The 20878-nt window shown below is 59.7% G+C and carries 19 protein-coding genes; 11 read left to right on the top strand and 8 right to left on the bottom strand.

Annotation, left to right across the window (positions count from 1 at the left end; all coding sequences use genetic code 11):
* Window positions 1-180: 180 nt before the first annotated feature.
* Both tal and tkt read left to right on the top strand, forming a co-directional pair.
* On the top strand, window positions 181-1131 hold the full coding sequence (gene tal / locus QZ766_RS10585) for a transaldolase (protein WP_297201339.1): 951 nt from the start codon (window positions 181-183) through the stop codon (window positions 1129-1131).
* 20 nt (window positions 1132-1151) lie between these two features.
* Window positions 1152-3146, top strand: a complete 1995-nt coding sequence (tkt, locus tag QZ766_RS10580; RefSeq protein WP_297201337.1) for a transketolase — start codon at window positions 1152-1154, stop codon at window positions 3144-3146.
* 36 nt (window positions 3147-3182) lie between these two features.
* Here tkt and nudK read toward each other — a convergent pair whose 3' ends face one another.
* The gene (gene nudK, locus QZ766_RS10575) at window positions 3183-3758 is read right to left on the bottom strand and encodes a GDP-mannose pyrophosphatase NudK (protein WP_297201334.1); all 576 of its coding nucleotides are present in this window, start codon (window positions 3756-3758) and stop codon (window positions 3183-3185) included.
* Window positions 3759-4019: 261 nt separating this feature from the next.
* Between nudK and acrD the strand changes: the two genes are divergently transcribed.
* A complete protein-coding gene (gene acrD / locus QZ766_RS10570) occupies window positions 4020-7133 on the top strand; it encodes a multidrug efflux RND transporter permease AcrD (RefSeq protein WP_297201332.1) in 3114 nt (1037 codons plus the stop codon).
* Window positions 7134-7207: 74 nt separating this feature from the next.
* Here acrD and ypfM read toward each other — a convergent pair whose 3' ends face one another.
* Window positions 7208-7267 (bottom strand): protein YpfM, encoded by a 60-nt coding sequence (gene ypfM, locus QZ766_RS10565; RefSeq protein ID WP_087867655.1) that lies wholly within the window; start codon window positions 7265-7267, stop codon window positions 7208-7210.
* Between the two features lie 336 nt (window positions 7268-7603).
* On the opposite strand from ypfM, the gene QZ766_RS10560 reads away from it, so the two are divergent.
* From QZ766_RS10560 to QZ766_RS10550, 3 genes are read left to right on the top strand one after another with little or no spacing between them, the layout of a single operon-like run.
* Window positions 7604-7960 (top strand): ArsC family reductase, encoded by a 357-nt coding sequence (locus QZ766_RS10560; RefSeq protein WP_297201329.1) that lies wholly within the window; start codon window positions 7604-7606, stop codon window positions 7958-7960.
* Between the two features lie 3 nt (window positions 7961-7963).
* Entirely contained in the window at window positions 7964-9091 is a 1128-nt protein-coding gene (gene dapE, locus QZ766_RS10555; RefSeq protein ID WP_297201325.1) for a succinyl-diaminopimelate desuccinylase, read from the top strand.
* A 26-nt stretch (window positions 9092-9117) separates the two neighbouring features.
* Window positions 9118-9306, top strand: a complete 189-nt coding sequence (locus tag QZ766_RS10550) for a YpfN family protein (RefSeq protein WP_297201322.1) — start codon at window positions 9118-9120, stop codon at window positions 9304-9306.
* 57 nt (window positions 9307-9363) lie between these two features.
* Here QZ766_RS10550 and ypfH read toward each other — a convergent pair whose 3' ends face one another.
* From ypfH to dapA, 6 genes are all read right to left on the bottom strand, one after another.
* Window positions 9364-10062 (bottom strand): esterase, encoded by a 699-nt coding sequence (gene ypfH / locus QZ766_RS10545; RefSeq protein WP_297201319.1) that lies wholly within the window; start codon window positions 10060-10062, stop codon window positions 9364-9366.
* Window positions 10063-10136: 74 nt separating this feature from the next.
* Window positions 10137-12152 carry a GNAT family N-acetyltransferase gene (locus QZ766_RS10540; RefSeq protein WP_297201317.1) on the bottom strand — a complete coding sequence of 672 codons (2016 nt, stop codon included), beginning with the start codon at window positions 12150-12152 and terminating at the stop codon, window positions 10137-10139.
* An 8-nt stretch (window positions 12153-12160) separates the two neighbouring features.
* Complete coding sequence (locus tag QZ766_RS10535) at window positions 12161-13033, bottom strand: neutral zinc metallopeptidase (RefSeq protein WP_297201314.1); 873 nt, start codon at window positions 13031-13033, stop codon at window positions 12161-12163.
* A 156-nt stretch (window positions 13034-13189) separates the two neighbouring features.
* Window positions 13190-13903, bottom strand: a complete 714-nt coding sequence (gene purC / locus QZ766_RS10530) for a phosphoribosylaminoimidazolesuccinocarboxamide synthase (protein ID WP_297201311.1) — start codon at window positions 13901-13903, stop codon at window positions 13190-13192.
* A 110-nt stretch (window positions 13904-14013) separates the two neighbouring features.
* Window positions 14014-15048 (bottom strand): outer membrane protein assembly factor BamC, encoded by a 1035-nt coding sequence (gene bamC, locus QZ766_RS10525; RefSeq protein ID WP_297201308.1) that lies wholly within the window; start codon window positions 15046-15048, stop codon window positions 14014-14016.
* A 16-nt stretch (window positions 15049-15064) separates the two neighbouring features.
* A complete protein-coding gene (dapA, locus tag QZ766_RS10520) occupies window positions 15065-15943 on the bottom strand; it encodes a 4-hydroxy-tetrahydrodipicolinate synthase (protein WP_297201304.1) in 879 nt (292 codons plus the stop codon).
* 155 nt (window positions 15944-16098) lie between these two features.
* On the opposite strand from dapA, the gene QZ766_RS10515 reads away from it, so the two are divergent.
* From QZ766_RS10515 to QZ766_RS10495, 5 genes are all read left to right on the top strand, one after another.
* Entirely contained in the window at window positions 16099-16674 is a 576-nt protein-coding gene (locus QZ766_RS10515) for a glycine cleavage system transcriptional repressor (RefSeq protein ID WP_297201301.1), read from the top strand.
* Window positions 16674-17144, top strand: a complete 471-nt coding sequence (gene bcp / locus QZ766_RS10510) for a thioredoxin-dependent thiol peroxidase (RefSeq protein ID WP_297201298.1) — start codon at window positions 16674-16676, stop codon at window positions 17142-17144. Before QZ766_RS10515 ends, bcp begins: the two co-directional genes overlap by 1 nt.
* A gap of 177 nt (window positions 17145-17321) precedes the next feature.
* Complete coding sequence (locus QZ766_RS10505) at window positions 17322-18284, top strand: sugar ABC transporter substrate-binding protein (RefSeq protein ID WP_297201295.1); 963 nt, start codon at window positions 17322-17324, stop codon at window positions 18282-18284.
* A gap of 61 nt (window positions 18285-18345) precedes the next feature.
* Window positions 18346-19884 carry a sugar ABC transporter ATP-binding protein gene (locus QZ766_RS10500; RefSeq protein WP_297201292.1) on the top strand — a complete coding sequence of 513 codons (1539 nt, stop codon included), beginning with the start codon at window positions 18346-18348 and terminating at the stop codon, window positions 19882-19884.
* Window positions 19877-20851: an ABC transporter permease gene (locus QZ766_RS10495; protein ID WP_297201290.1), complete on the top strand. Its 975-nt coding sequence runs from the start codon at window positions 19877-19879 to the stop codon at window positions 20849-20851. The genes QZ766_RS10500 and QZ766_RS10495 overlap by 8 nt, the downstream gene beginning before the upstream one ends.
* Window positions 20852-20878 lie beyond the last annotated feature (27 nt).

Raw genomic sequence — 20878 nt, 5'->3', positions numbered from 1 at the left:
AGGCTGCCATACTCTTACCATCGTCGCGGCATTTGTTATTAAATTTTAACAATCATGTTATCGACTCTTACGCTTAATGCTATCGCCGTCTGCTATGCTTTTTTGTTAAGCATGTCTCATTTCCCCCAGAAGCCGAAACGCCAGAAATTAGCTAATACATTGCTTTACAGGAGATTTTTAATGAACCAGCTCGATGGAATTAAACAGTTCACTACCGTTGTGGCCGACAGCGGTGATATTGAGTCAATTCGCCACTACCAGCCGGAAGACGCCACCACCAATCCTTCGCTGCTGCTGAAGGCCGCCGGGCTGGAGCACTACGCGCACCTGATTGACGACGCTATCGCCTTTGCGAAGCGCCACGAGGGCAGCCGCGAGGAGCAGGTTGTTAACGCCTGCGACAAGCTGGCAGTGAATTTCGGCGCGGAAATTCTGAAAAGCATTCCCGGCCGCGTCTCTACCGAAGTGGACGCCCGGCTGTCGTTTGACACTGAAAAAAGCATTGAGAAGGCGCACCGCCTGGTGGCGCTGTATGAAGAACTGGGCATTGATAAATCCCGCATCCTCATCAAGCTGGCCTCTACCTGGGAAGGAATACGCGCCGCCGAGGCGCTGGAAAAAGAGGGCATCCACTGCAACCTGACCCTGCTGTTCTCCTTTGCCCAGGCCCGGGCCTGCGCCGAAGCGGGCGCATACCTGATTTCACCGTTCGTCGGGCGCATTTACGACTGGTATCAGCAGCGCGAGCCGCAGGATCCGTACGTGGTGGATGAAGATCCGGGCGTGAAGTCCGTGCGCAATATTTACGATTACTTCAAAGAGCACCGCTACGACACCATCGTGATGGGTGCCAGCTTCCGCCGCACCGAGCAGATCCTCGCGCTTGCGGGCTGCGATCGCCTGACCATTTCCCCGGCCCTGCTGAAAGAGCTGCAGGAGAGCGACGTCACCGTCGAGCGCAAGCTGATCCCGCCGGCGCGCCACTTCAATCGCCCTGACCCGCTGACCGAAGCGCAGTTCCGCTGGGAGCACAATCAGGACCCGATGGCCGTCGACAAGCTGGCGGAAGGTATCCGCCTGTTTGCCGTCGATCAGCGCAAGCTCGAAGACCAGCTTGCCGCCAAATTTTAATCTTTGTTATGGAGAATGTTATGTCTCATAAAGAGCTTGCCAACGCCATTCGCGCCCTGAGTATGGACGCGGTTCAGAAAGCCAATTCCGGACACCCCGGCGCGCCAATGGGCATGGCCGATATTGCCGAGGTGCTGTGGAACGGCTTCCTGCACCACAATCCCGCCGATCCGCTCTGGTACAACCGCGACCGCTTTGTGCTCTCCAACGGTCACGCCTCAATGCTGCTGTACAGCCTGCTGCACCTGACCGGCTACGATCTGCCGATGGAAGAGCTGAAAAACTTCCGCCAGCTGCACTCAAAAACTCCGGGCCACCCGGAGCACGGCCTGACGCCGGGTGTCGAAACCACCACCGGCCCGCTGGGTCAGGGGCTGGCCAACGCCGTCGGCTTCGCTATCGCCGAGCGCACCCTGGCGGCGCAGTTCAACCAGCCGCAGCACGACATTGTCGATCATTACACTTACGTGTTTATGGGCGACGGCTGTCTGATGGAAGGCATCTCCCATGAGGCCTCCTCGCTGGCGGGCACCCTGGGCCTGGGCAAGCTGATCGGCTTTTACGATCACAACGGCATCTCCATTGACGGCGATACCGATGGCTGGTTTACCGACGACACCGCGAAGCGCTTTGAGGCGTACCACTGGCACGTGATCCACGATATTGACGGTCACGATCCGCAGGCCATTAAAAAAGCGATTGAAGAGGCGCGCAGCGTGACGGATAAACCGTCGCTGATTATCTGCCGCACCACAATCGGCTTTGGCTCGCCGAATAAAGCCGGCAAAGAGGAGTCTCACGGCGCGGCGCTGGGGGAAGAGGAAGTGGCGCTGACCCGCAAACAGCTCGGCTGGAAGTATCCGCCGTTTGAGATCCCGAAAGAGGTTTATCAGGGCTGGGACGCGCGGGAAAAAGGCGAGAAAGCCCAGCACGCCTGGAACGATAAGTTTGCCGCCTACAAGCAGGCCTATCCCGAGCTGGCCGCCGAGTTTACCCGCCGCATGTCTGGCGAGCTGCCGCAGGACTGGCCGCAAACGTCTCAGGCCTATATCGAAAAGCTGCAGTCCGAGCCGGCAAAAATTGCCAGCCGCAAAGCCTCGCAGAATGCGCTCAACGCCTTCGGTCCGGAGCTGCCTGAGTTTCTCGGCGGCTCGGCGGATCTGGCACCCAGCAACCTGACGCTGTGGAAAGGCTCGGTATCGCTGAAAGAGGATCTGGCCGGCAACTATATCCACTACGGCGTGCGCGAATTCGGCATGACGGCCATCGCTAACGGTATCGCGATGCACGGCGGCTTTATCCCCTACACCGCCACCTTCCTGATGTTCGTGGAATATGCCCGCAACGCGGCGCGCATGGCGGCGCTGATGAAGGCGCGGCAGATCATGGTCTATACCCATGACTCTATCGGGCTGGGCGAAGACGGGCCGACGCACCAGGCGGTAGAGCAGCTGGCAAGCCTGCGCCTGACGCCGAACTTCAGCACCTGGCGCCCGTGCGATCAGGTTGAAACTGCGGTGGCCTGGAAAGCGGCCATCGAGCGGCACAGCGGGCCTACCGCGCTGATCCTCTCCCGCCAGAATCTGGCCCAGATGGAGCGTACCCCGGAGCAGGTGCAGCAGATAGCTCGCGGCGGCTACGTGCTGAAGGACGCCGGCGGTAAGCCGGATCTTATCCTGATTGCCACCGGTTCCGAGATTGAGATCACGGTGCTGGCGGCTGAGAAACTGCGCGCGGAAGGGGTTAACGTACGGGTGGTTTCCCTGCCGTCCACTGACGTGTTCGACGCGCAGGACGACGCGTACCGCGAATCGGTGCTGCCGTCCGACGTTAGCGCCCGGGTGGCGGTCGAGGCCGGCATTGCCGATTACTGGTACAAATATGTCGGGCTGAAAGGCGCGGTGGTCGGCATGACGACCTTCGGCGAGTCGGCCCCGGCTGACAAGCTGTTCCCGTTCTTCGGATTTACCGTGGAGAACATCGTGGAAAAAGCGAAAAAAGTACTTAAGAAGTAGCGTGATAGCGGGCCGCTCGCGGCCCGCCTTTTACCTTTACTGCATCAGGCCCGCGTGCTGCAGATAGTGCAGCAGCAGCACGGTTTTACCGTCGCGAATTTCGCCGGTTTGAATCATCTCCAGCGCCCGCGCCAGCGGCAGCTCCAGTACCTCAATGTCCTCATCCTCAACCCCGCCGCCGGCATTCGCCCGATGGCTGTCGTCATATTCGGCGATGAAAAAGTGGATAAGCTCGGTGACGCCTCCCGGTGACATATACAGCTCAAACAGCTTGCGCACGTTGCTGACTTCAAAGCCAGTCTCTTCTACCGCCTCTTTGCGCATGCACTCTTCGGGCTGATCGTCGTCCAGCAACCCGGCGCAGGTTTCAATCAGCTGGCCGTCGGCGTTGCCGTTAACCCAGGTAGCAACACGGAACTGGCGCACCAGCACCACCGTGGCCTTACGCGGATTATAGAGCAGCACCGTCGCGCCGTTGCCGCGGTCGTACACTTCGCGCCGGTGGCGCACCACATCGCCGCCTTTACGCGTCAGGTCGTAGGTAATATTGCGCAAAATAAAGTAGTTATCCGACAGGACCTTGTCTTTAATAATCTTCACGGGAAAGGACATAATTGCTCCACGGCGTCAGAAATAAGCCTCCAGTCTATACCCAAAATAGCGCCTGTTGCAGGCGGGAATATCCGCGGGCTCCATTCAGAAATATTGCCTAAAAGCTGCGCTTACCGTGCTATACCTTGATTTGCACAGGCTGACGGGACGATCATTTACACTATCTTCTTATTTTCTCCATGTTTGGCCCCTGGCCTGCCGCTACAGTGTCCCGGCCGGTTTTTTGTCCCGAAATAAGTATAAAAAGAGGTTCCAACGCCGATGGCGAACTTTTTTATCGATCGCCCTATTTTTGCCTGGGTTTTGGCCATCCTGCTGTGCCTGACGGGAACCCTGGCTATTTTCACGCTTCCCGTCGAACAATATCCCAAGCTGGTTCCGCCTAACGTCCGCATTATCGCTAACTATCCCGGCGCCTCGGCGCAGACCCTGGAAAACACCGTCACCCAGGTTATCGAGCAGAACCTCACCGGGATAGACAACATGATGTACATGACCTCCCAGAGCAGCTCCGCCGGGCAGGCCACCATCACCCTGACCTTTACCGCCGGCACCAATCCCGACGAGGCAATGCAGCAGGTGCAAAACCAGCTGCGTACTGCTATCAACAAGCTGCCGCAGGCGGTGCAAAATCAGGGCGTTAACGTCCGCAAGTCCGGAGATACCAACATTCTGACGATTGCTTTCGTCTCCACCGACGGCAGCATGGATAAGCAGGATATTTCCGACTACGTGGCGAGCAACATTCAGGACCCGCTCAGCCGCGTCAACGGCGTCGGCGAAATCAGCGCCTACGGCTCGCAGTACTCGATGCGCATCTGGCTCGATCCGGCAAAGCTCAACAGCTACCAGCTGACGACCCTCGACGTGACCAACGCCATTCGATCCCAGAATGCCCAGGTGGCGGTAGGACAGCTTGGCGGCACGCCCGCAATCGACACCCAGGCGATAAACGCCACGGTTAACGCCCAGTCTCTGCTGCAAACCCCGGAGCAGTTCCGCGACATTACCCTGCGGGTCAACCAGGATGGCTCGGTGGTCACTCTCGGCCAGGTGGCTAAAGTCGAGCTGGGGGCCGAGAAATACGATTTCCTCACCCGCTTTAATCGCCACCAGGCATCCGGGCTGGGGGTGCAGCTGGCCTCCGGCGCCAACGAAATGGAGACCGCCGAGGCGGTGCTGGCGCGCCTCGACGAGCTGTCGCACTACTTCCCCCACGGGCTGGAGTACAAGGTCGCCTATGAGACTACCTCGTTTGTTAAGGCCTCCATTCACGACGTAGTGAAAACCCTGCTGGAAGCCATCGCGCTGGTGTTCCTGGTGATGTTCCTGTTCCTGCAAAACTTCCGCGCCACGCTTATCCCCACCATCGCCGTACCGGTGGTGCTGATGGGGACGTTCTCCGTACTGTTCGCCTTCGGCTACAGCATCAATACTCTGACCATGTTCGCGATGGTGCTGGCTATCGGCCTGCTGGTGGATGACGCCATCGTGGTGGTGGAAAACGTCGAGCGCATTATGAGCGAGGAGGGACTCTCTCCCCGCGAAGCGACACGCAAATCCATGGGCCAGATTCAGAGCGCGCTGGTAGGCATCGCGATGGTGCTGTCGGCGGTGTTTATCCCGATGGCCTTTTTTGGCGGCACCACCGGCGCGATCTACCGCCAGTTCTCGGTCACTATCGTCGCCTCGATGGTACTGTCGGTGCTGGTGGCAATGATCCTCACCCCGGCGCTGTGCGCTACGCTGCTTAAGCCGCTGAAAAAGGGCGAACAGCACGGGCAGAAAGGCTTCTTCGGCTGGTTTAACCGCAACTTCAACCGCGAGGCCGACCGCTATCAGCGCGGCGTGGGCAAGATGTTGAACCGCAGCCTGCGCTGGCTGCTGATTTACGCCCTGCTGATTGGCGGCATGGTGCTGCTGTTTATCAAGCTCCCGACTTCCTTTTTGCCGCAGGAAGATCGCGGCATGTTCCTGACCTCCATTCAGCTGCCGAGCGGCGCCACCCAGCAGCAAACCCTGCGGGTAGTGCGGAAAGTGGAGGATTACTTCCTCAACAATGAGAAGGCTAACGTAGCGTCGGTGTTTGCCGCCGTCGGCTCCGGGCCGGGCGGCAACGGCCAGAACGTGGCGCGGATGTTTGTGCGCCTCAAGGACTGGAGCGCGCGCGATCCGCAAACCGGCTCCTCGTTCGCCATCATTGAGCGCGCGACCACAGAGCTGGACAAGATCAAAGAAGCCCGGGTTTACGCCAGCAATCCGCCGGCGATAAGCGGCCTCGGCAGCTCAGCCGGATTTGATATGCAGCTGCAGGACCACGCGGGACTCGGCCACGACGCGCTAATGGCCGCCCGGGATAGCCTGCTGCAGATGGCAAGCCGGGAGCCGCAGCTGATCCGCGTGCGCCACAACGGGCTGGACGACAGCCCGCAGCTGCAGATTGATATCGACCAGCGCAAAGCGCAGGCGCTCGGCGTGGCGGTAAGCGACATCAACGACACGCTGCAAACCGCCTGGGGCTCTGACTACGTGAACGACTTTATGGACCGCGGCAGGACCAAAAAAGTGTACGTCCAGTCCGCCGCGCCGTACCGGATGCTGCCGAACGACATTAATCTGTGGTACGTGCGCAATAAGAGCGGCGAGATGGTGCCCTTCTCCGCGTTTGCGACTTCGCACTGGGAGACCGGCTCTCCGCGCCTGGAGCGCTACAACGGCTACTCCTCGGTGGAGATTGTCGGTGAAGCGGCGTCAGGGGTCAGTACCGGCACGGCCATGCACGTGATGGAGACGCTGGTCAGCCAGCTGCCCGCCGGCTTTGGCCTGCAGTGGACGGCGATGTCCTATCAGGAGCGGCTCTCCGGCGCGCAGGCCCCGGCGCTGTATGCTATTTCGCTGTTGGTGGTATTTCTGTGCCTGGCGGCGCTGTACGAGAGCTGGTCCGTACCGTTCTCGGTAATGCTGGTGGTGCCGCTCGGGGTGGCCGGCGCGCTGCTGGCAACCTGGGTGCGGGGGCTGGAAAACGACGTCTATTTCCAGGTGGGCCTGCTGACGGTGATAGGGCTTGCGGCGAAAAACGCGATTCTTATCGTCGAGTTCGCCAATGAGATGAACGCCAAAGGACAGGATCTGCTGGAGGCGACGCTGCACGCCTGCCGCCAGCGCCTGCGGCCAATCCTGATGACCTCGCTGGCTTTTATCTTCGGCGTGCTGCCGATGGCGACCAGCACCGGCGCGGGCTCCGGCAGCCAGCACGCGGTAGGCACCGGGGTGATCGGCGGAATGATCTCCGCCACGCTGCTGGCAATTTTCTTCGTGCCGCTGTTCTTCGTGCTGGTCAGGCGGCGCTTCCCGCTGAAAGAGCGCGCCGAATAGCGCGCAAAAGCAAGGGGCGACGTTTCAGTCGCCCCCTTTTAGTTATTTCATCAGCGCCTTAGCAGCCGTTGGAATTATTTACGAAGCATATCTTCGATAAAGTCTTTCCAGTTCCCCAGTTCATGCTCAATCATAACTGCCTCTCTTTTATTATTGTGGGCAGTATACAAAAGGAGCATGACGAGATGAAGACGGTTTAATCAATTACTGTGATGCGCATCATTGCCATGGCAAGGGCTTAATAAGCAACGGTGGTCATTAAATGTCATGCCAGGCAACCTTCAGAAACACAATTTTCTGAGGAATTTCCGCAGCATGTGCACGTTAAAAAACCGGCGCAATCGCGCCTCAGCCTTGATGTTTTGACCCGGGATCACTATGTTGTAAGGCTTATTTCGGCGCGCGCAGATATAGCCAGAATAATTCGACCTGCCTGCAACGTGCATCAAAACGGTATAACGGGAGTAATTATGATTATCATGTACGGTATCAAAAACTGCGATACCATCAAAAAAGCCCGCCGCTGGCTGGAAGCGCAGCAGATTGAATATCGTTTTCACGATTATCGCGCCGACGGCCTCGACGCGGAGATGCTGCACGGCTTTATAAATGAACTCGGCTGGGAAGCTCTGCTCAACACCCGCGGCACCACCTGGCGCAAGCTGGACGAGTCCGTCCGCGCCGGCGTTGATAACGCCGAAGCTGCCGCCGCGCTGATGCTGGAAATGCCGGCAATCATTAAACGACCATTGCTCTGCGCGCCCGGTAAGCCTATGCTGCTGGGTTTCAGTGAATCCAGTTATCAGCGCTATTTTAAAGAGGTTTAGTCTATGTCATGCCCGGTCATTGAGCTGGCTCAACAGCTAATTCGCCGCCCTTCCCTTAGCCCCGATGACGCGGGTTGCCAGGCGCTGATGATTGAGCGGCTGCGCGCGATAGGTTTCACCATTGAACATATGGACTTCGGCGACACGCAAAACATCTGGGCGTGGCGCGGCGAAGGCGAAACCCTGGCTTTTGCCGGCCACACCGACGTGGTGCCCGCCGGAGATGCTAATCGCTGGATTAACCCGCCGTTTGAGCCCACTATTCGCGACGGCATGCTGTTCGGCCGCGGCGCGGCGGACATGAAAGGTTCTCTCGCCGCGATGGTGGTTGCCGCCGAGCGCTTCGTCGCCCAGCATCCAAACCACCGCGGCCGGCTGGCGTTCCTGATCACCTCCGATGAAGAAGCCAGCGCGGTGAACGGCACGGTCAAAGTCGTTGAGGCCCTGATGGCCCGCAACGAGCGCCTCGATTACTGCCTGGTGGGCGAACCATCCAGCACTGAAATCGTCGGTGACGTGGTGAAAAACGGCCGCCGCGGCTCGCTGACCTGCAACCTGACCATCCACGGCGTGCAGGGGCACGTTGCCTATCCGCACCTGGCGGATAACCCGGTCCACCGCGCGGCACCGATGCTTAACGAGCTGGTCTCCATCGTCTGGGACGAAGGTAACGAATACTTCCCGCCTACCAGCATGCAGATTGCCAATATCAACGCCGGCACCGGCAGCAATAACGTCATTCCGGGCGACCTGACCGTGCAGTTCAACTTCCGCTTCAGCACCGAGCTGACCGACGAGATGATCAAAGCGCGGGTATTGGCGCTGCTGGAAAAACACCAGCTGCGCTACAGCGTGGAGTGGTGGCTCTCCGGCCAGCCGTTCCTCACCGGGCGCGGAAAGCTGGTAGACGCCGTCATTAACGCCGTTGAGCACTATAATGAAATCAAACCGCAGCTGCTGACCACCGGCGGCACGTCAGACGGGCGCTTTATCGCCAGGATGGGTGCCCAGGTAGTGGAGCTGGGCCCGGTTAACGCCACCATTCATAAAATCAATGAGTGCGTGAACGCCGCCGACCTGCAGCTGCTGGCGCGCATGTATCAGCGCATTATGGAACAACTTGTCGCATAGGCGCATAACCCAGAGAGGTATCTGACATGGAATGGCTGTCTAAATACTGGTGGATTATCATTCTCGTGTTTCTGGCGGGCGTGCTGATCAACGTGATTAAAGATCTGAAGCGCGTTGACCCGAAAAAGTATATGGCGAATAAGCCGGATCTCCCCCCGCACCGCGATTTTAACGACAAGTGGGATGACGAGGACGACTGGCCGAAGAAGAAGTAACTGAGGCGGTCACATACGTAAAACGCCCGGCAGAGTCATCTGCCGGGCGTTTTTTTATTACATCATTTCAATAATATCGTCATCGTGCGGTTTGCCGCCGCTGAGCGCTTCATCGAAATAGTGTTTCGGCACTGTATAGCGCAGGTGATCCAGCGCGTGCGCCATGCTGCGATCGTCAATGGCGTGTCCCAGATCGTCCACGATATCCAGCGTCACATCGCCACCGGCTTCGATTAACGCTTCCTGCGCCGCCACCGCGTGGGCAAGATCGATAACCCGGTCTTCGCCGCCGTGGATCAGGTGCACCGTGGTGGCCGTTGTCGCGGTCACCGGCAGGGTGGCGTAGCGGCCGTTGAAAGCAATAACCCGCGAAGCCAGATCCGCCGTTGCCTTCACGCTTTCCAGCGACATGATTGCCCCCTGAGAAAAACCAATCAGCGCCGTGGCGTGCGGGCCAACGCCGCTCTCTTTTTGCCAGTGGCGTACAATCTCTACGAAGGCCGGTACGGCAGCATTCACCCGCGCCTGACGATTTTCCTCAGTAACGCCCTGCACGGAAAACCACTGGCGCCCCGGCGCCGGGCCCGAAGGTTCAACTCCGCCGATGCTGACGATCAGCGCGTCGGGAAAATGCGGCGCGAACCAGCTGCCGATTTGCCCCATGGATACCGGATTGTCGCCCAAACCATGAAACAACAGCAGCAGCTGTTTTGCCGGGGCTGAAGGACTTTGTACAACAAAATGGTCGTGTTTCATGGTGCTCTCCTTATTGCGTTACAGGAAAGTCTACGCCGCCAGTGGAAAATGACCACCGCATAGCGCTGAATGAGTTAGTTAAAAAAATTGTAACTCCGCACCTGCTCCAGCTGCTCGCGCGCCCGGCCGGCGTCCAGCGAGGCGAGCGCGCTACCCACTTCATCCCGAATAGCGGCAAGCAGCGCCTTGCGCCCGCTTAATCCGTGGCTTGCTGCCAGTTCGGCCTCCGGCTGCCGGGCAAGCGTCGCGCGCAGCAGCGGCAGGGAAAGCGTATCGTTAAGCGCCAGGCGGCTCAGGCTGCCGATCGCCGCCTGCAGGGGCCGGTGGGCGGCGGCAAATCCCGCCAGCTCCAGCCAGTCTTCATCCGTCAGGATAGCCGCATCTGGCTCCTCCTCAGGCAGCAGGGTCAGATCGCGCCAGAGGTTCAGCCAGCGGCTGTCGCGCCGCAGGCGCCGCTGCTCGCGCTGCACCAGCTGCCGGCCCGCCTCGCTCAGGGGATACAGCGCAATCGCGGTGTAGCAGCCGCTGCTGGCTTCTTTGTGGGTGCCGACGCGCGCCAGGGTAAAGCCGCAGCGCTGCCAGAAGCGGGCCAGCGCCTCGGTATAGCCAAAACTGACGGAGAGATAGTCCAGCCCGGCGGCGCCGTTTACCAGACAGCTCACCAGCTGCTGGCCGATACCCTCCCCCTGGCGCCGGGGATGCACGGCAATGCGGCTGATGCGCTGCCCCGCCAGCGTCGCCGCCAGCGGGCTGCCGCCGTGGGCAGCCAGGGATTGCGCCACCAGATTACCCCGCGGACGGCGGTATCCGGCCCACACCGCCCGGCTAAGTTCCGGGCTCAGATCCCCTTCGTCAACCATCCACAGCGCCCCCAGCGGATGTCCATCTTCCACCGCGCAAGTAAAGTGCTGGCCGCCCGCGTCCATCATCCGCCGCAGATCCAGCGGCGAAGTGCGGTAGTGCGCCGCCGACAGCAGGCGGTACATTGCCGCGGGCAGCGCAGGCGTGTCGCGCCACGCGCGCTGTGCAACCGGCACAATATCCCGCCGCGCGCCGGGAGGCGCGTCGGGGATCGCGTCGTCAAACAGCAGCGCCCGCGCCACCAGCGCCTCCAGCGGGCAGCCGCTGGCCCAGCGCACCGGCGCCTCAAGGGTATAGGTGTTCAGCTGCGGGAAAGCGACGCAGAATTTCAGTAAAAAGCCGCGCCCGGTGCCTTCATAGCCCTGCACGGTGGTGGTGAGCAGCGTTCGGGGAAAACGTGCCGCCAGCGCCGCCAGCAGCGGTCCGGGGATCGCCGCCGCCTCGTCAACAATCAGCCAGTCTGCCTGGCGATCGGACGCCAGCAGCGCGTCAGGAGCCATAAAGTCGAAGCTGTCTGCGGCAAAGTCTGCCAGCACCGCCGCGGCAGCTCTGGACGGCGCGGTGACCACCGCACTGCCGCGCAGGCGGCGCAGGTGCATGCCCGCCAGGGCTGACTTGCCGCGTCCGCGTTCGGCGGTGACCACCGCCACGCCGGGAGGCTGCTGTTGAAGGGCGCTGAGGATCGCGGCCTGCTCCGCCAGCGGCTCTCCGCCGGCGGCGTGCCAGCGCGGTCGGGCCGGCCAGTCGGGCAGCACCAGCGGCCTGTTCTGCTGCCAGATCGGCGCACCGGCGTCGGCCTGCACCACGCGGCAAAAATGGTGGATAAAGTGTGGCGTCGGGATCGGTTCAGGCGCGTCGTTCCAGCGCAGGGAATCTGTATCGGGGCGCCGGGGCCAGTCGGCGAGCGGCGGCGCCAGTAGCACCAGCCAGCTTCCGGGCATCAGCGTGCCGGCAAGCGCGGCAAACGCCGCTACGTCAAAGCCCTGCCGGGCGTCGAAAAAGGCGTGATGATACTCGCGCCCCAGCAGCTGCCTGAGCGCAGAGGGTGCGCTGCTGGGGGACGGCTGCCCGGGCTCGCCAATCCACAGTGCGTCGCCCCCAAGGCGCTGGCGCAGGGCCCGGGCCTGCTGCAGGCACCAGGCATCTTCGCCGCTCAGCACCAGCAGCCGGCGGATGCCGGCGGCCGCCATCTCAGCGGCCCGCGCGGCAAGCGCGTCCAAGGGGTTCATGGCTTAGATCAGATCGATTTGCCGAAGGTATTGCACTGGGCCGGATCGCCGCTGTCGAAGCCGCGCTTGAACCAGCTGTAGCGCTGCTCGGACGTGCCGTGGGTAAAGCTATCTGGCACCACGCGGCCCTGGCTCTGCTGCTGCAGGCGATCGTCGCCGATCGCCTCGGCGGCATTCAGCGCCTCCTGCACATCGCCCGCTTCCAGCACGCCCTGCTGCTGCATGCTGTGGCCCCAGACGCCGGCGAAGCAATCCGCCTGCAGCTCCAGCTTCACCGACAGGCGGTTAACTTCAGCCCGGGAGGCATTCTGCTGCATCTGGCGCACCTTAGGTTCAATGCCCAGCAGCTTCTGCACGTGGTGGCCAACTTCATGGGCAATCACGTAGCCCTGAGCAAAGTCGCCGCCCGCGCCGAGCTTGTCTTTCATATCATCGTAGAAGGAGAGATCGATATAGACCTTGCTGTCCGCCGGACAGTAGAACGGCCCCATGACCGATTGGCCCGCGCCGCAGCCGGTCTGAACATAGCCGCGGTACATTACCAGCTTTGGCCGCTGGTACTGCTGGCCCATTTTCTGGAAAATTTCGCCCCAGGTATCTTCGGTGGTGGCAAAGATTACCGAGGTGAACTTGGCGGCCTCATCATCGTTGGGGCTGACGGAGCGCTGGGACACCTGCTGCTGGGAAACCGGCTGGCCGGTCAGAAGACCGGTAAGATCGACACCGTAATAGCCCGCAACCACCACCACGATAAGCAGCACAATCCCGCCTTTGCCCGCGGGAAGGCGAAAGCCTCGCCCGCCTGACATTGGCGGCATTCCGCCGCCCTCATTTCGTCTGTCTTCAACGTTGTCGCTTTCGCGACGGCCTTGCCAGCGCATAACTGCCCCTGTTTTACCTTGCTAATAATCCTTAGATCGTAGGCGGTTATGCGGAGAATTACCACAGGTAAACGGCAGATAGCAAAAGAGGATGCCGGGCATCCTCTTTTTACAGCTCAATTGTTCTGCCAGCGTCGCCGGACGGTGGCTGAAAGTTTAATCCAGCTCAACGCCCAGGCGGCGGGCGACTTCTTCGTAGGCCTCAATCAGGCCGCCGAGACTCTGGCGGAAGCGGTCTTTGTCCATTTTGTCCATTGTCTGCTTGTCCCACAGGCGGCTGCCGTCCGGAGAGAACTCATCCCCCAGCACCACTTCGCCTTTGTACAGGCCAAACTCCAGCTTGAAGTCCACCAGAATCAGACCGGCATCGTCGAACAGCTTTTTCAGCACGTCGTTGGCTTTGTAGGTCAGCTCTTTCATACGCGCCAGATTTTGCTGGCTGACCCAGCCGAAAGTCTCGCAGTAGGACTCGTTAACCATCGGATCGTGCATTTCGTCGTTCTTGAGGAACATGTCAAACAGCGGCGGAGTCAGCTCGATGCCCTCTTCAATACCGAGGCGCTTAACCAGCGAGCCCGCAGCGCGGTTGCGCACCACGCACTCTACCGGCACCATCTCCAGCTTTTTCACCAGGCATTCGGTATCCGAGAGCAGCGCTTCCATCTGGGTCGGGATGCCGGCGGCTTCGAGCTTGCTCATAATGAAGTGGTTAAACTTGTTGTTGACCATTCCCTTACGATCGAACTGCTCAATGCGCGCACCGTCTCCGGCTGACGTATCGTTGCGGAATTCCAGCACCAGCAGGTCAGGATTTTCCGTGCTGTAAACGGTTTTCGCTTTACCACGATACAACTCAGCTTGCTTTTGCATCTTTCACTACTCCAGATTGAAAAGTATTCGATAAATCGGTTTTTCAGCCGACGCACACGTTTGCGTCACTATACAGAAAAAAGGGCCGGATTGCGCCAGCCCTTTTCGGTTTACTTGCTTAAGGCTGCCTGGAAGGCCGCCACCAGCGCATCGTTCTGCGACTGGGTCAGGGTGTGGCCTTTCGGATCGATAAACTGCAGGCTGCTGCGGTTATCGAGATCGCCCACCTGCAGCTTGTAGTCGCCGGAGCTCAGGCCCGGATCGTGCGCGCCAAGAGCCGCCCAGTCGCTGTCAGACAGCGGCTTGTAGCTGACCGCCATGCTGCCCTGAGAACGGGTGCTGTCGGTCACTTTCATGCCGACTTTCTCAAGGGCGCCCGGCAGGCGCTGCCAGACCAGGTTAAACGGCGCGCGCACCACCAGCATCGGCAGGCCGGTATCATCAGCACCGCTCTGCACATCGTAGGTGGCACCGGCGCGGCTCTGCGCGCTATTCGCCGCGCTGGTCGCGTACTGGTCCAGACCGTTAGAGATAACGTTCAGCAGCTCGGTACTGTAGCGCTGCATTGACGCCGCATCGGCTACCGGCTTGCCGCCCTGCTCCAGGTTCAGCAGCTTGACGATAACCGCCTGCTGATAACCCTGCTGCTGAACGGAAACCTGATAGCGGCTGCGATACTGCTCATCTTCATCCAGACGGTTCCACTGGATCCAGTCCGTGGTCAGGCTCTGAGAAGCATCGTCGCGCTTGTCGATGGTGTAGTGTTTATCCTGCACGATGCTGACCACCTGCGACCACAGGTTGCCGCTGCGGCCGTTTTCCACCAGCAGCGTGGCGGTGTCGCCGGTAAACTGGGTGCGGGCACCGGACACCAGCGCCAGCGGCTGTGCCGGCGGGCGGATGTCCAGCGCTTTACCCTGCGCACCGTTGCCGCGCACCACTGGAATGTCGTAGTCGCCATTCTCAAGAGGCAGAATCATGCCGGCAGGCGTATGAAGCTGGGCAAGCGGAGTTGCTTCCAGATAGGATTCATCACCGCTGACCTGGCGCTTGTAACGCGAATCGGAATTGCAGGCCGCGAGGAGCAGAACAAGCGAAACGCCCGCAACCTTTGCCAGCTGCGACTTCTGTACTGAGTAAGCCATCAAATCTCCCTAAACTTTACAGCAGGCCGGCATGCTTGAGCGCAGAAGCCACCGCGTCACGCCCGTGGGCAGTGATAGGTGTCATCGGCAGACGCAGCGTGTCGGTTGCTACAAGTCCCAACTCCTTGCATGCCCATTTGACCGGGATCGGATTGGGTTCGACAAATAATTTTGTGTGCAGCGGCATCAGACGCTGATTAACGATCCGAGCCTGCGCAAAATCGCCTTTGGCGGCCAGTTCGCACATCTCGGCCATTTCCCGCGCCGCCACGTTAGTGGTGACAGAGATAACGCCGTGACCGCCGAGCTGCATGAAATCCAGCGCCGTCGCATCATCGCCGCTCAGCAGGATAAAGTCGTCTGAAACCAGCTCTTTGATCTGGTGAACCCGGCTTAAGTTCCCGGTCGCTTCTTTAATCCCGATAATATTTTTAATCTCTGCCAGGCGGCCCACGGTCTCCGGCAGCATGTCGCAGCCGGTGCGGGACGGTACATTATACAGGATTTGCGGCAGATCGGTGCTTTGTGCAATCGCATTGAAGTGCTGGAACAGCCCTTCCTGCGTGGGGCGGTTGTAGTAAGGCACCACGGTCAGGCAGCCGACTATACCACTGTTGTTGAAGCGCTGGGTCAGGCCGATCGCCTCTGCAGTGGCGTTGGCGCCAGTTCCGGCGATAACCGGAATGCGGCCAGCGGCCAGCTCAACGGTCATTAACACCACGTCGGCGTGCTCGTCGTGACTCAGGGTGGCGGACTCGCCGGTGGTGCCCACCGACACAATGGCCGAGGTTCCGCTGGCGACATGGTAATCAATTATTTTTTTCAGGCTGGCGCGATCGACCTGCCCTTTTTCATCCATCGGCGTGACAAGCGCTACAATACTTCCCGTGAACATGGGCCATCCTCAGTGCAGATGTGCAAACAATGGCCTCAATGGTACGTTTGGTGCCGTGATAAAAGCAAGAGACTGAGGCGACTCAGGCTGTTGTATGCCGGTTTTTTTTATGCTTTCCTAATGATTAACCCATACTGATAACAGGAAGAACAGGTTTGACTGCCTCCTCTCATCACCACTACCTCGTTATTACCGCTCTGGGGGCCGATCGCCCTGGCATTGTGAATACTATTACTCGTCACGTCAGCAGCTGCGATTGCAATATCGAAGATAGCCGGCTGGCGATGCTCGGCGATGAGTTCACCTTTATTATGCTGCTCTCCGGCAGCTGGAATGCCATTACCCTGATTGAGTCGACGCTGCCGCTCAAAGGCGCCGAGCTGGATCTGCTTATCGTGATGAAGCGCACCTCCGCGTGGCCGCGCCAGCCGCTGCCGGTTACCGTGTGGGTACAGGTTGACGTGCCGGATTCTCCGCATATTATTGAGCGCTTTACCGGGCTGTTCGACGCGCACGAGATGAACATTGCCGAACTGGTTTCGCGTACCCAGCCCCAGGAACGCGGCGAGAGCGCGCAGCTGTTCATTCAAATATCGGCACACTGTCCGGGGCTGCAAAATGCGCCAAAGTTCGAACAGGACTTCAAAGAGCTGTGTACAGAACTGAATGCGCAAGGCAGTATAAACATCGTTAATTATTCACAGCATGATGAACAAGATGGAGTGAAGTGATGACCCCACTGAAAGCCGGTGACGTCGCACCGAAATTTAGCCTGCCGGACCAGGACGGCGAGCAGGTCAATCTGACGGATTTCGAGGGACAGCGCGTTCTGGTTTATTTCTACCCGAAAGCCATGACGCCGGGCTGCACCGTTCAGGCCTGCGGCCTGCGCGATAACATGGACGATCTTAAAAAAGCAGGCGTCGACGTGCTGGGCATCAGCACCGACAAACCGGAAAAGCTCTCCCGCTTTGCGGAAAAAGAGCTGCTGAACTTTACGCTGCTGTCCGATGAAGACCATCAGGTTTGCGAACAGTTTGGCGTCTGGGGCGAGAAGTCTTTTATGGGCAAAACTTACGACGGCATCCACCGCATCAGCTTCCTGATTGGCACCGACGGCAAGGTCGAGCACGTATTCGACGACTTCAAAACCAGCAATCACCACGACGTGGTGCTGAACTGGGTGAAAGAGAACGCCTGATACTCCGCGCTGGCCATCGCGGCCAGCGATTATTCCCCTCTCCTGCTTTCCCCCGCCGCATCCATTATTTTTTAACCGGTGCAGAATATTGTGCAGCGCCTCACCCTGGTATTACCAGCGCTTGATTATACTGCAGCGACACTTGCCCTTTACCTACCCTAAATAATGGATAACACAATGAATAAGAATATATTTTCCTGCCTGTTCGGCGCCGCTGCCGCGCTCGCCATTTCCGCCTCTGTAATGACGCCGGCTTTTGCTGCCGCTGCGCCGGCGCACAAGCCTAAAATCGCGCTGGTGATGAAGTCGCTGGCCAATGAATTTTTCCTGACCATGGAAAACGGTGCGAAAGATTATCAAAAGAAGAACGCCGATAAATTCACCCTCATCTCCAACGGTATTAAAAACGAAACCGACACCGCCAATCAGATTCAAATTGTGGAGCAGATGATTGTCTCTAAAGCCGATGCGATCATTATTGCCCCTTCGGATTCAAAAGCGCTGGTGCCGGTAGTTAAAAAGGCGATTGATGCCGGGATTCTGGTTATCAATATTGATAACAAGTTCGACGACGCGGTGCTGAAAGATAAAAAGCTCAACGTGCCTTTCGTCGGGCCAAATAACCGCAAAGGGGCAAAAGACATCGGCGACTACCTGGCGAAGCACCTGAAAAAAGGCGACGAGGTCGGCATTATTGAAGGGATCCCAACGTCCACCAACTCTCAGCAGCGCACTCAGGGCTTCCAGGATGCCATGGCGGAAGGTGGCATGAAGGTGGTTTCCGTTCAGTCCGGCCAGTGGGAGATGAACAACGCCAACACCATCGCTGCCGCGATGCTGAGCGAATATCCGAACATCAAAGCCCTGCTGGCGGATAACGACAATATGGCGCTGGGCGCGGTCTCTGCTATTCGAGCCGCCGGCAAGCGCGGTCAGGTGCAGGTGGTGGGTTACGACAACATCGAAGCCATCAAGCCGATGCTGCAGGACGGCCGCGTGCTGGCCACCGCCGATCAGTTCGCCTCTAAGCAGGCGGTGTTTGGTATCGACACCGCGCTGGAAGCCCTGAAAGACGGCAAGAAACAGGCGGATCTCTCCGGCAGCGTCGAAACGCCGGTTCAGCTTATTGTGAAGCAGTAATTCAGGCGGATTTACCGGGGCTGCACTTTTGCAGCCCCGGACTTTTTACAGGGTTTGAAACGTGCACCAATCCACTGACAGCCGGCCGATTATGGCCCTTTCCGGCGTGGGTAAAACCTATAACGAGCCGGTGCTCAACGATATCAACCTGACGCTGTATACCGGGCGCGTGCTGGCGCTGACCGGGGAAAACGGCGCGGGAAAAAGCACGCTGTCGAAAATCATCGGCGGCCTTATCTCACCCACCACCGGCAGCATGCGCTATCTCGATCGGCCCTACGCCCCGGCAAGCCGCAAAGAGGCGGAAAAGCTCGGCGTGCGGATGGTAATGCAGGAGCTTAACCTGCTGCCGACCTTAACCATCGCCGAGAACCTGTTTATTGACCAGCTGCCGAACCGCGTCGGCTGGATCAACCGCCGGCGGCTGCGGGAGATGGCTCGCCCGGCGATGGAACAGGTGGGCCTGCAAAACCTCGATCCCGATACGCCGGTGGGCGAGCTGGGGATCGGCCACCAGCAGATGATCGAAATCGCCCGCAACCTGATCGGCGACAGCCGGGTGCTGATCCTTGATGAGCCCACCGCGATGCTGTCGAGTCGGGAAGTGGAGCTGCTGTTTACCCAGATAGCCCGCTTCAAGCAGCGCGGCGTGGCGCTGATTTATATCTCCCACCGCCTCGACGAGCTGGCGCGCATCGCCGACGATGTCACCGTGCTGCGCGACGGCAATCTGGTCTGCACCGATGAGATCAAGCGCTACACCAGCGACCAGCTGGTGTCGCTGATGGTGGGTCGCGATCTCGACAGCACCTTCGACACCAGCGCGCGCCGCCGGGGGAATCCAATCCTGAAAGTGGAGCACTTCACCCGCGGCAGCGTGCTGCAGGACATCTCCCTGACGCTGCACCGCGGCGAAGTATTAGGTATCAGCGGGCTGGTGGGCGCCGGGCGCACCGAGCTAATGCGGGCGATTTTCGCCGCTGACCGCATCGACAGCGGCCAGCTGTCGGTAGGCGATCCGCCGGTGCCGGTCACCCTGCGCTCCCCTGCCGACGCCATTGCCCACCGCATCGCGTTGGTGACCGAAGACCGTAAGGGCGAAGGCCTGCTGCTGCCCCAGTCGGTGGGGGTCAACACCTCCCTTGGCAACAGCGAGAAAATCAGCCGCTTCGCCTGGCTCAGCGCCGGGCGCGAGCAGCAGCTGGCGCAGGAGTACATCAAGCGGATGCGCATCCGCACCGCCGGCACGACGCTGGACGTGGGCAGCCTCTCCGGCGGCAACCAGCAGAAAGTGCTGATCGGCCGCTGGCTGGCGCGCAACTGCGACGTGATCCTGTTTGACGAACCGACCCGCGGCATCGACGTGGGCGCCAAGCGGGATATCTATCTGTTACTGAACGAGCTTACCCAGAGCGGCAAGGGGCTGATTGTCGTCTCAAGCGATCTGCGTGAACTCATGCTTATCTGCGACCGTATTGCGGTCCTCTCCGCCGGACGGCTGGTGGAGACTTTTAGCCGTGAGAGCTGGTCGCAGGATGCCATTCTGGCTGCCGCGTTTTCCGGCTACCAGCACGCCACCGGGAGTACCGACCATGAGTAATGTTTCTCTACCTTTGAAAGCGCGCGGCGGATCGTGGCGCGGGCTCAGCAGCTATCTGGGCCTTATCGGCGCGCTGCTGGCGATGATTGTGCTTTTCTCAAGCCTTAGCGATCACTTCCTCAGCCTTAACACCTTCAGCACTATCGCCAACCAGATCCCGGATTTGATGGTGATGTCGGTGGGGATGACTTTCGTGCTGATTATTGCCGGGATTGACCTGTCGGTGGGTTCGGTGCTGGCGCTCTCTGCGGCGGTGGTAAGCGTGACTTCGCTAAACCTGCACTGGTCGCCGTGGCCGGCGGCGCTGGCGGGCATTGCCGCCGCAACAGCGGTAGGAACCCTCACCGGGCTTATCTCGGTTATCTGGCGCATTCCGACGTTTATTGTCTCGCTGGGTATGCTGGAGATGGCACGCGGCAGCGCTTACCAGCTCACCGATTCGCGTACCGCCTATATCGGCTCCAGCTTCGATTTTCTGGCGGACCCGATTGTATTCGGTATCTCGCCATCGTTTCTGATAGCAGTGCTGGTGATTATCGTCGGCCAGCTGGCGCTAACCCGCACGATTTTTGGCCGCCACCTGATCGGCATCGGCACCAACGAAGAGGCGGTGCGGCTGTCCGGCATTAATCCCGCACCGTACAAAGTGGTGGTTTTTGCGCTGATGGGCGCGCTGGCCGGACTGGCATCGCTGTTTCAGATTGCGCGCCTCGAAGCGGCTGACCCGAACGGCGGTGTGGGGATGGAGCTGCAGGTGATTGCAGCGGTGGTTATCGGCGGCACCAGCCTGATGGGCGGGCGCGGTTCGGTTATCTGCACCTTTCTCGGCGCGCTGATTATTTCGGTGCTGGCGGCCGGACTGGCCCAGATTGGCGCCAGCGAGCCCACCAAGCGGGTGATCACCGGGGCGGTTATCGTGGTGGCGGTAGTGCTGGACACCTATCGCAGCCGGCGCACGAAAAAGTAGCGCCCAACGCGGGCGGACGGCATACCG

This window comes from uncultured Pluralibacter sp., assembly GCF_913775985.1.
GTDB lineage: Bacteria > Pseudomonadota > Gammaproteobacteria > Enterobacterales > Enterobacteriaceae > Pluralibacter.
This window is presented reverse-complemented; position numbering and strand designations above follow the sequence as displayed.

Bases quoted from the DNA above. Each gene is read 5' to 3' on its own strand.
- nudK (WP_297201334.1), bottom strand. From the start codon at position 3,758: ATGTCCTTTCCCGTGAAGATTATTAAAGACAAGGTCCTGTCGGATAAC.
- dapA (WP_297201304.1), bottom strand. From the start codon at position 15,943: ATGTTCACGGGAAGTATTGTAGCGCTTGTCACGCCGATGGATGAAAAA.
- ypfH (WP_297201319.1), bottom strand. From the start codon at position 10,062: ATGAAACACGACCATTTTGTTGTACAAAGTCCTTCAGCCCCGGCAAAA.
- QZ766_RS10505 (WP_297201295.1), top strand. From the start codon at position 17,322: ATGAATAAGAATATATTTTCCTGCCTGTTCGGCGCCGCTGCCGCGCTC.
- purC (WP_297201311.1), bottom strand. From the start codon at position 13,903: ATGCAAAAGCAAGCTGAGTTGTATCGTGGTAAAGCGAAAACCGTTTAC.
- bamC (WP_297201308.1), bottom strand. From the start codon at position 15,048: ATGGCTTACTCAGTACAGAAGTCGCAGCTGGCAAAGGTTGCGGGCGTT.
- tal (WP_297201339.1), top strand. From the start codon at position 181: ATGAACCAGCTCGATGGAATTAAACAGTTCACTACCGTTGTGGCCGAC.
- dapE (WP_297201325.1), top strand. From the start codon at position 7,964: ATGTCATGCCCGGTCATTGAGCTGGCTCAACAGCTAATTCGCCGCCCT.
- tkt (WP_297201337.1), top strand. From the start codon at position 1,152: ATGTCTCATAAAGAGCTTGCCAACGCCATTCGCGCCCTGAGTATGGAC.
- acrD (WP_297201332.1), top strand. From the start codon at position 4,020: ATGGCGAACTTTTTTATCGATCGCCCTATTTTTGCCTGGGTTTTGGCC.
- QZ766_RS10535 (WP_297201314.1), bottom strand. From the start codon at position 13,033: ATGCGCTGGCAAGGCCGTCGCGAAAGCGACAACGTTGAAGACAGACGA.
- bcp (WP_297201298.1), top strand. From the start codon at position 16,674: ATGACCCCACTGAAAGCCGGTGACGTCGCACCGAAATTTAGCCTGCCG.
- QZ766_RS10540 (WP_297201317.1), bottom strand. From the start codon at position 12,152: ATGAACCCCTTGGACGCGCTTGCCGCGCGGGCCGCTGAGATGGCGGCC.
- QZ766_RS10560 (WP_297201329.1), top strand. From the start codon at position 7,604: ATGATTATCATGTACGGTATCAAAAACTGCGATACCATCAAAAAAGCC.
- QZ766_RS10550 (WP_297201322.1), top strand. From the start codon at position 9,118: ATGGAATGGCTGTCTAAATACTGGTGGATTATCATTCTCGTGTTTCTG.
- QZ766_RS10495 (WP_297201290.1), top strand. From the start codon at position 19,877: ATGAGTAATGTTTCTCTACCTTTGAAAGCGCGCGGCGGATCGTGGCGC.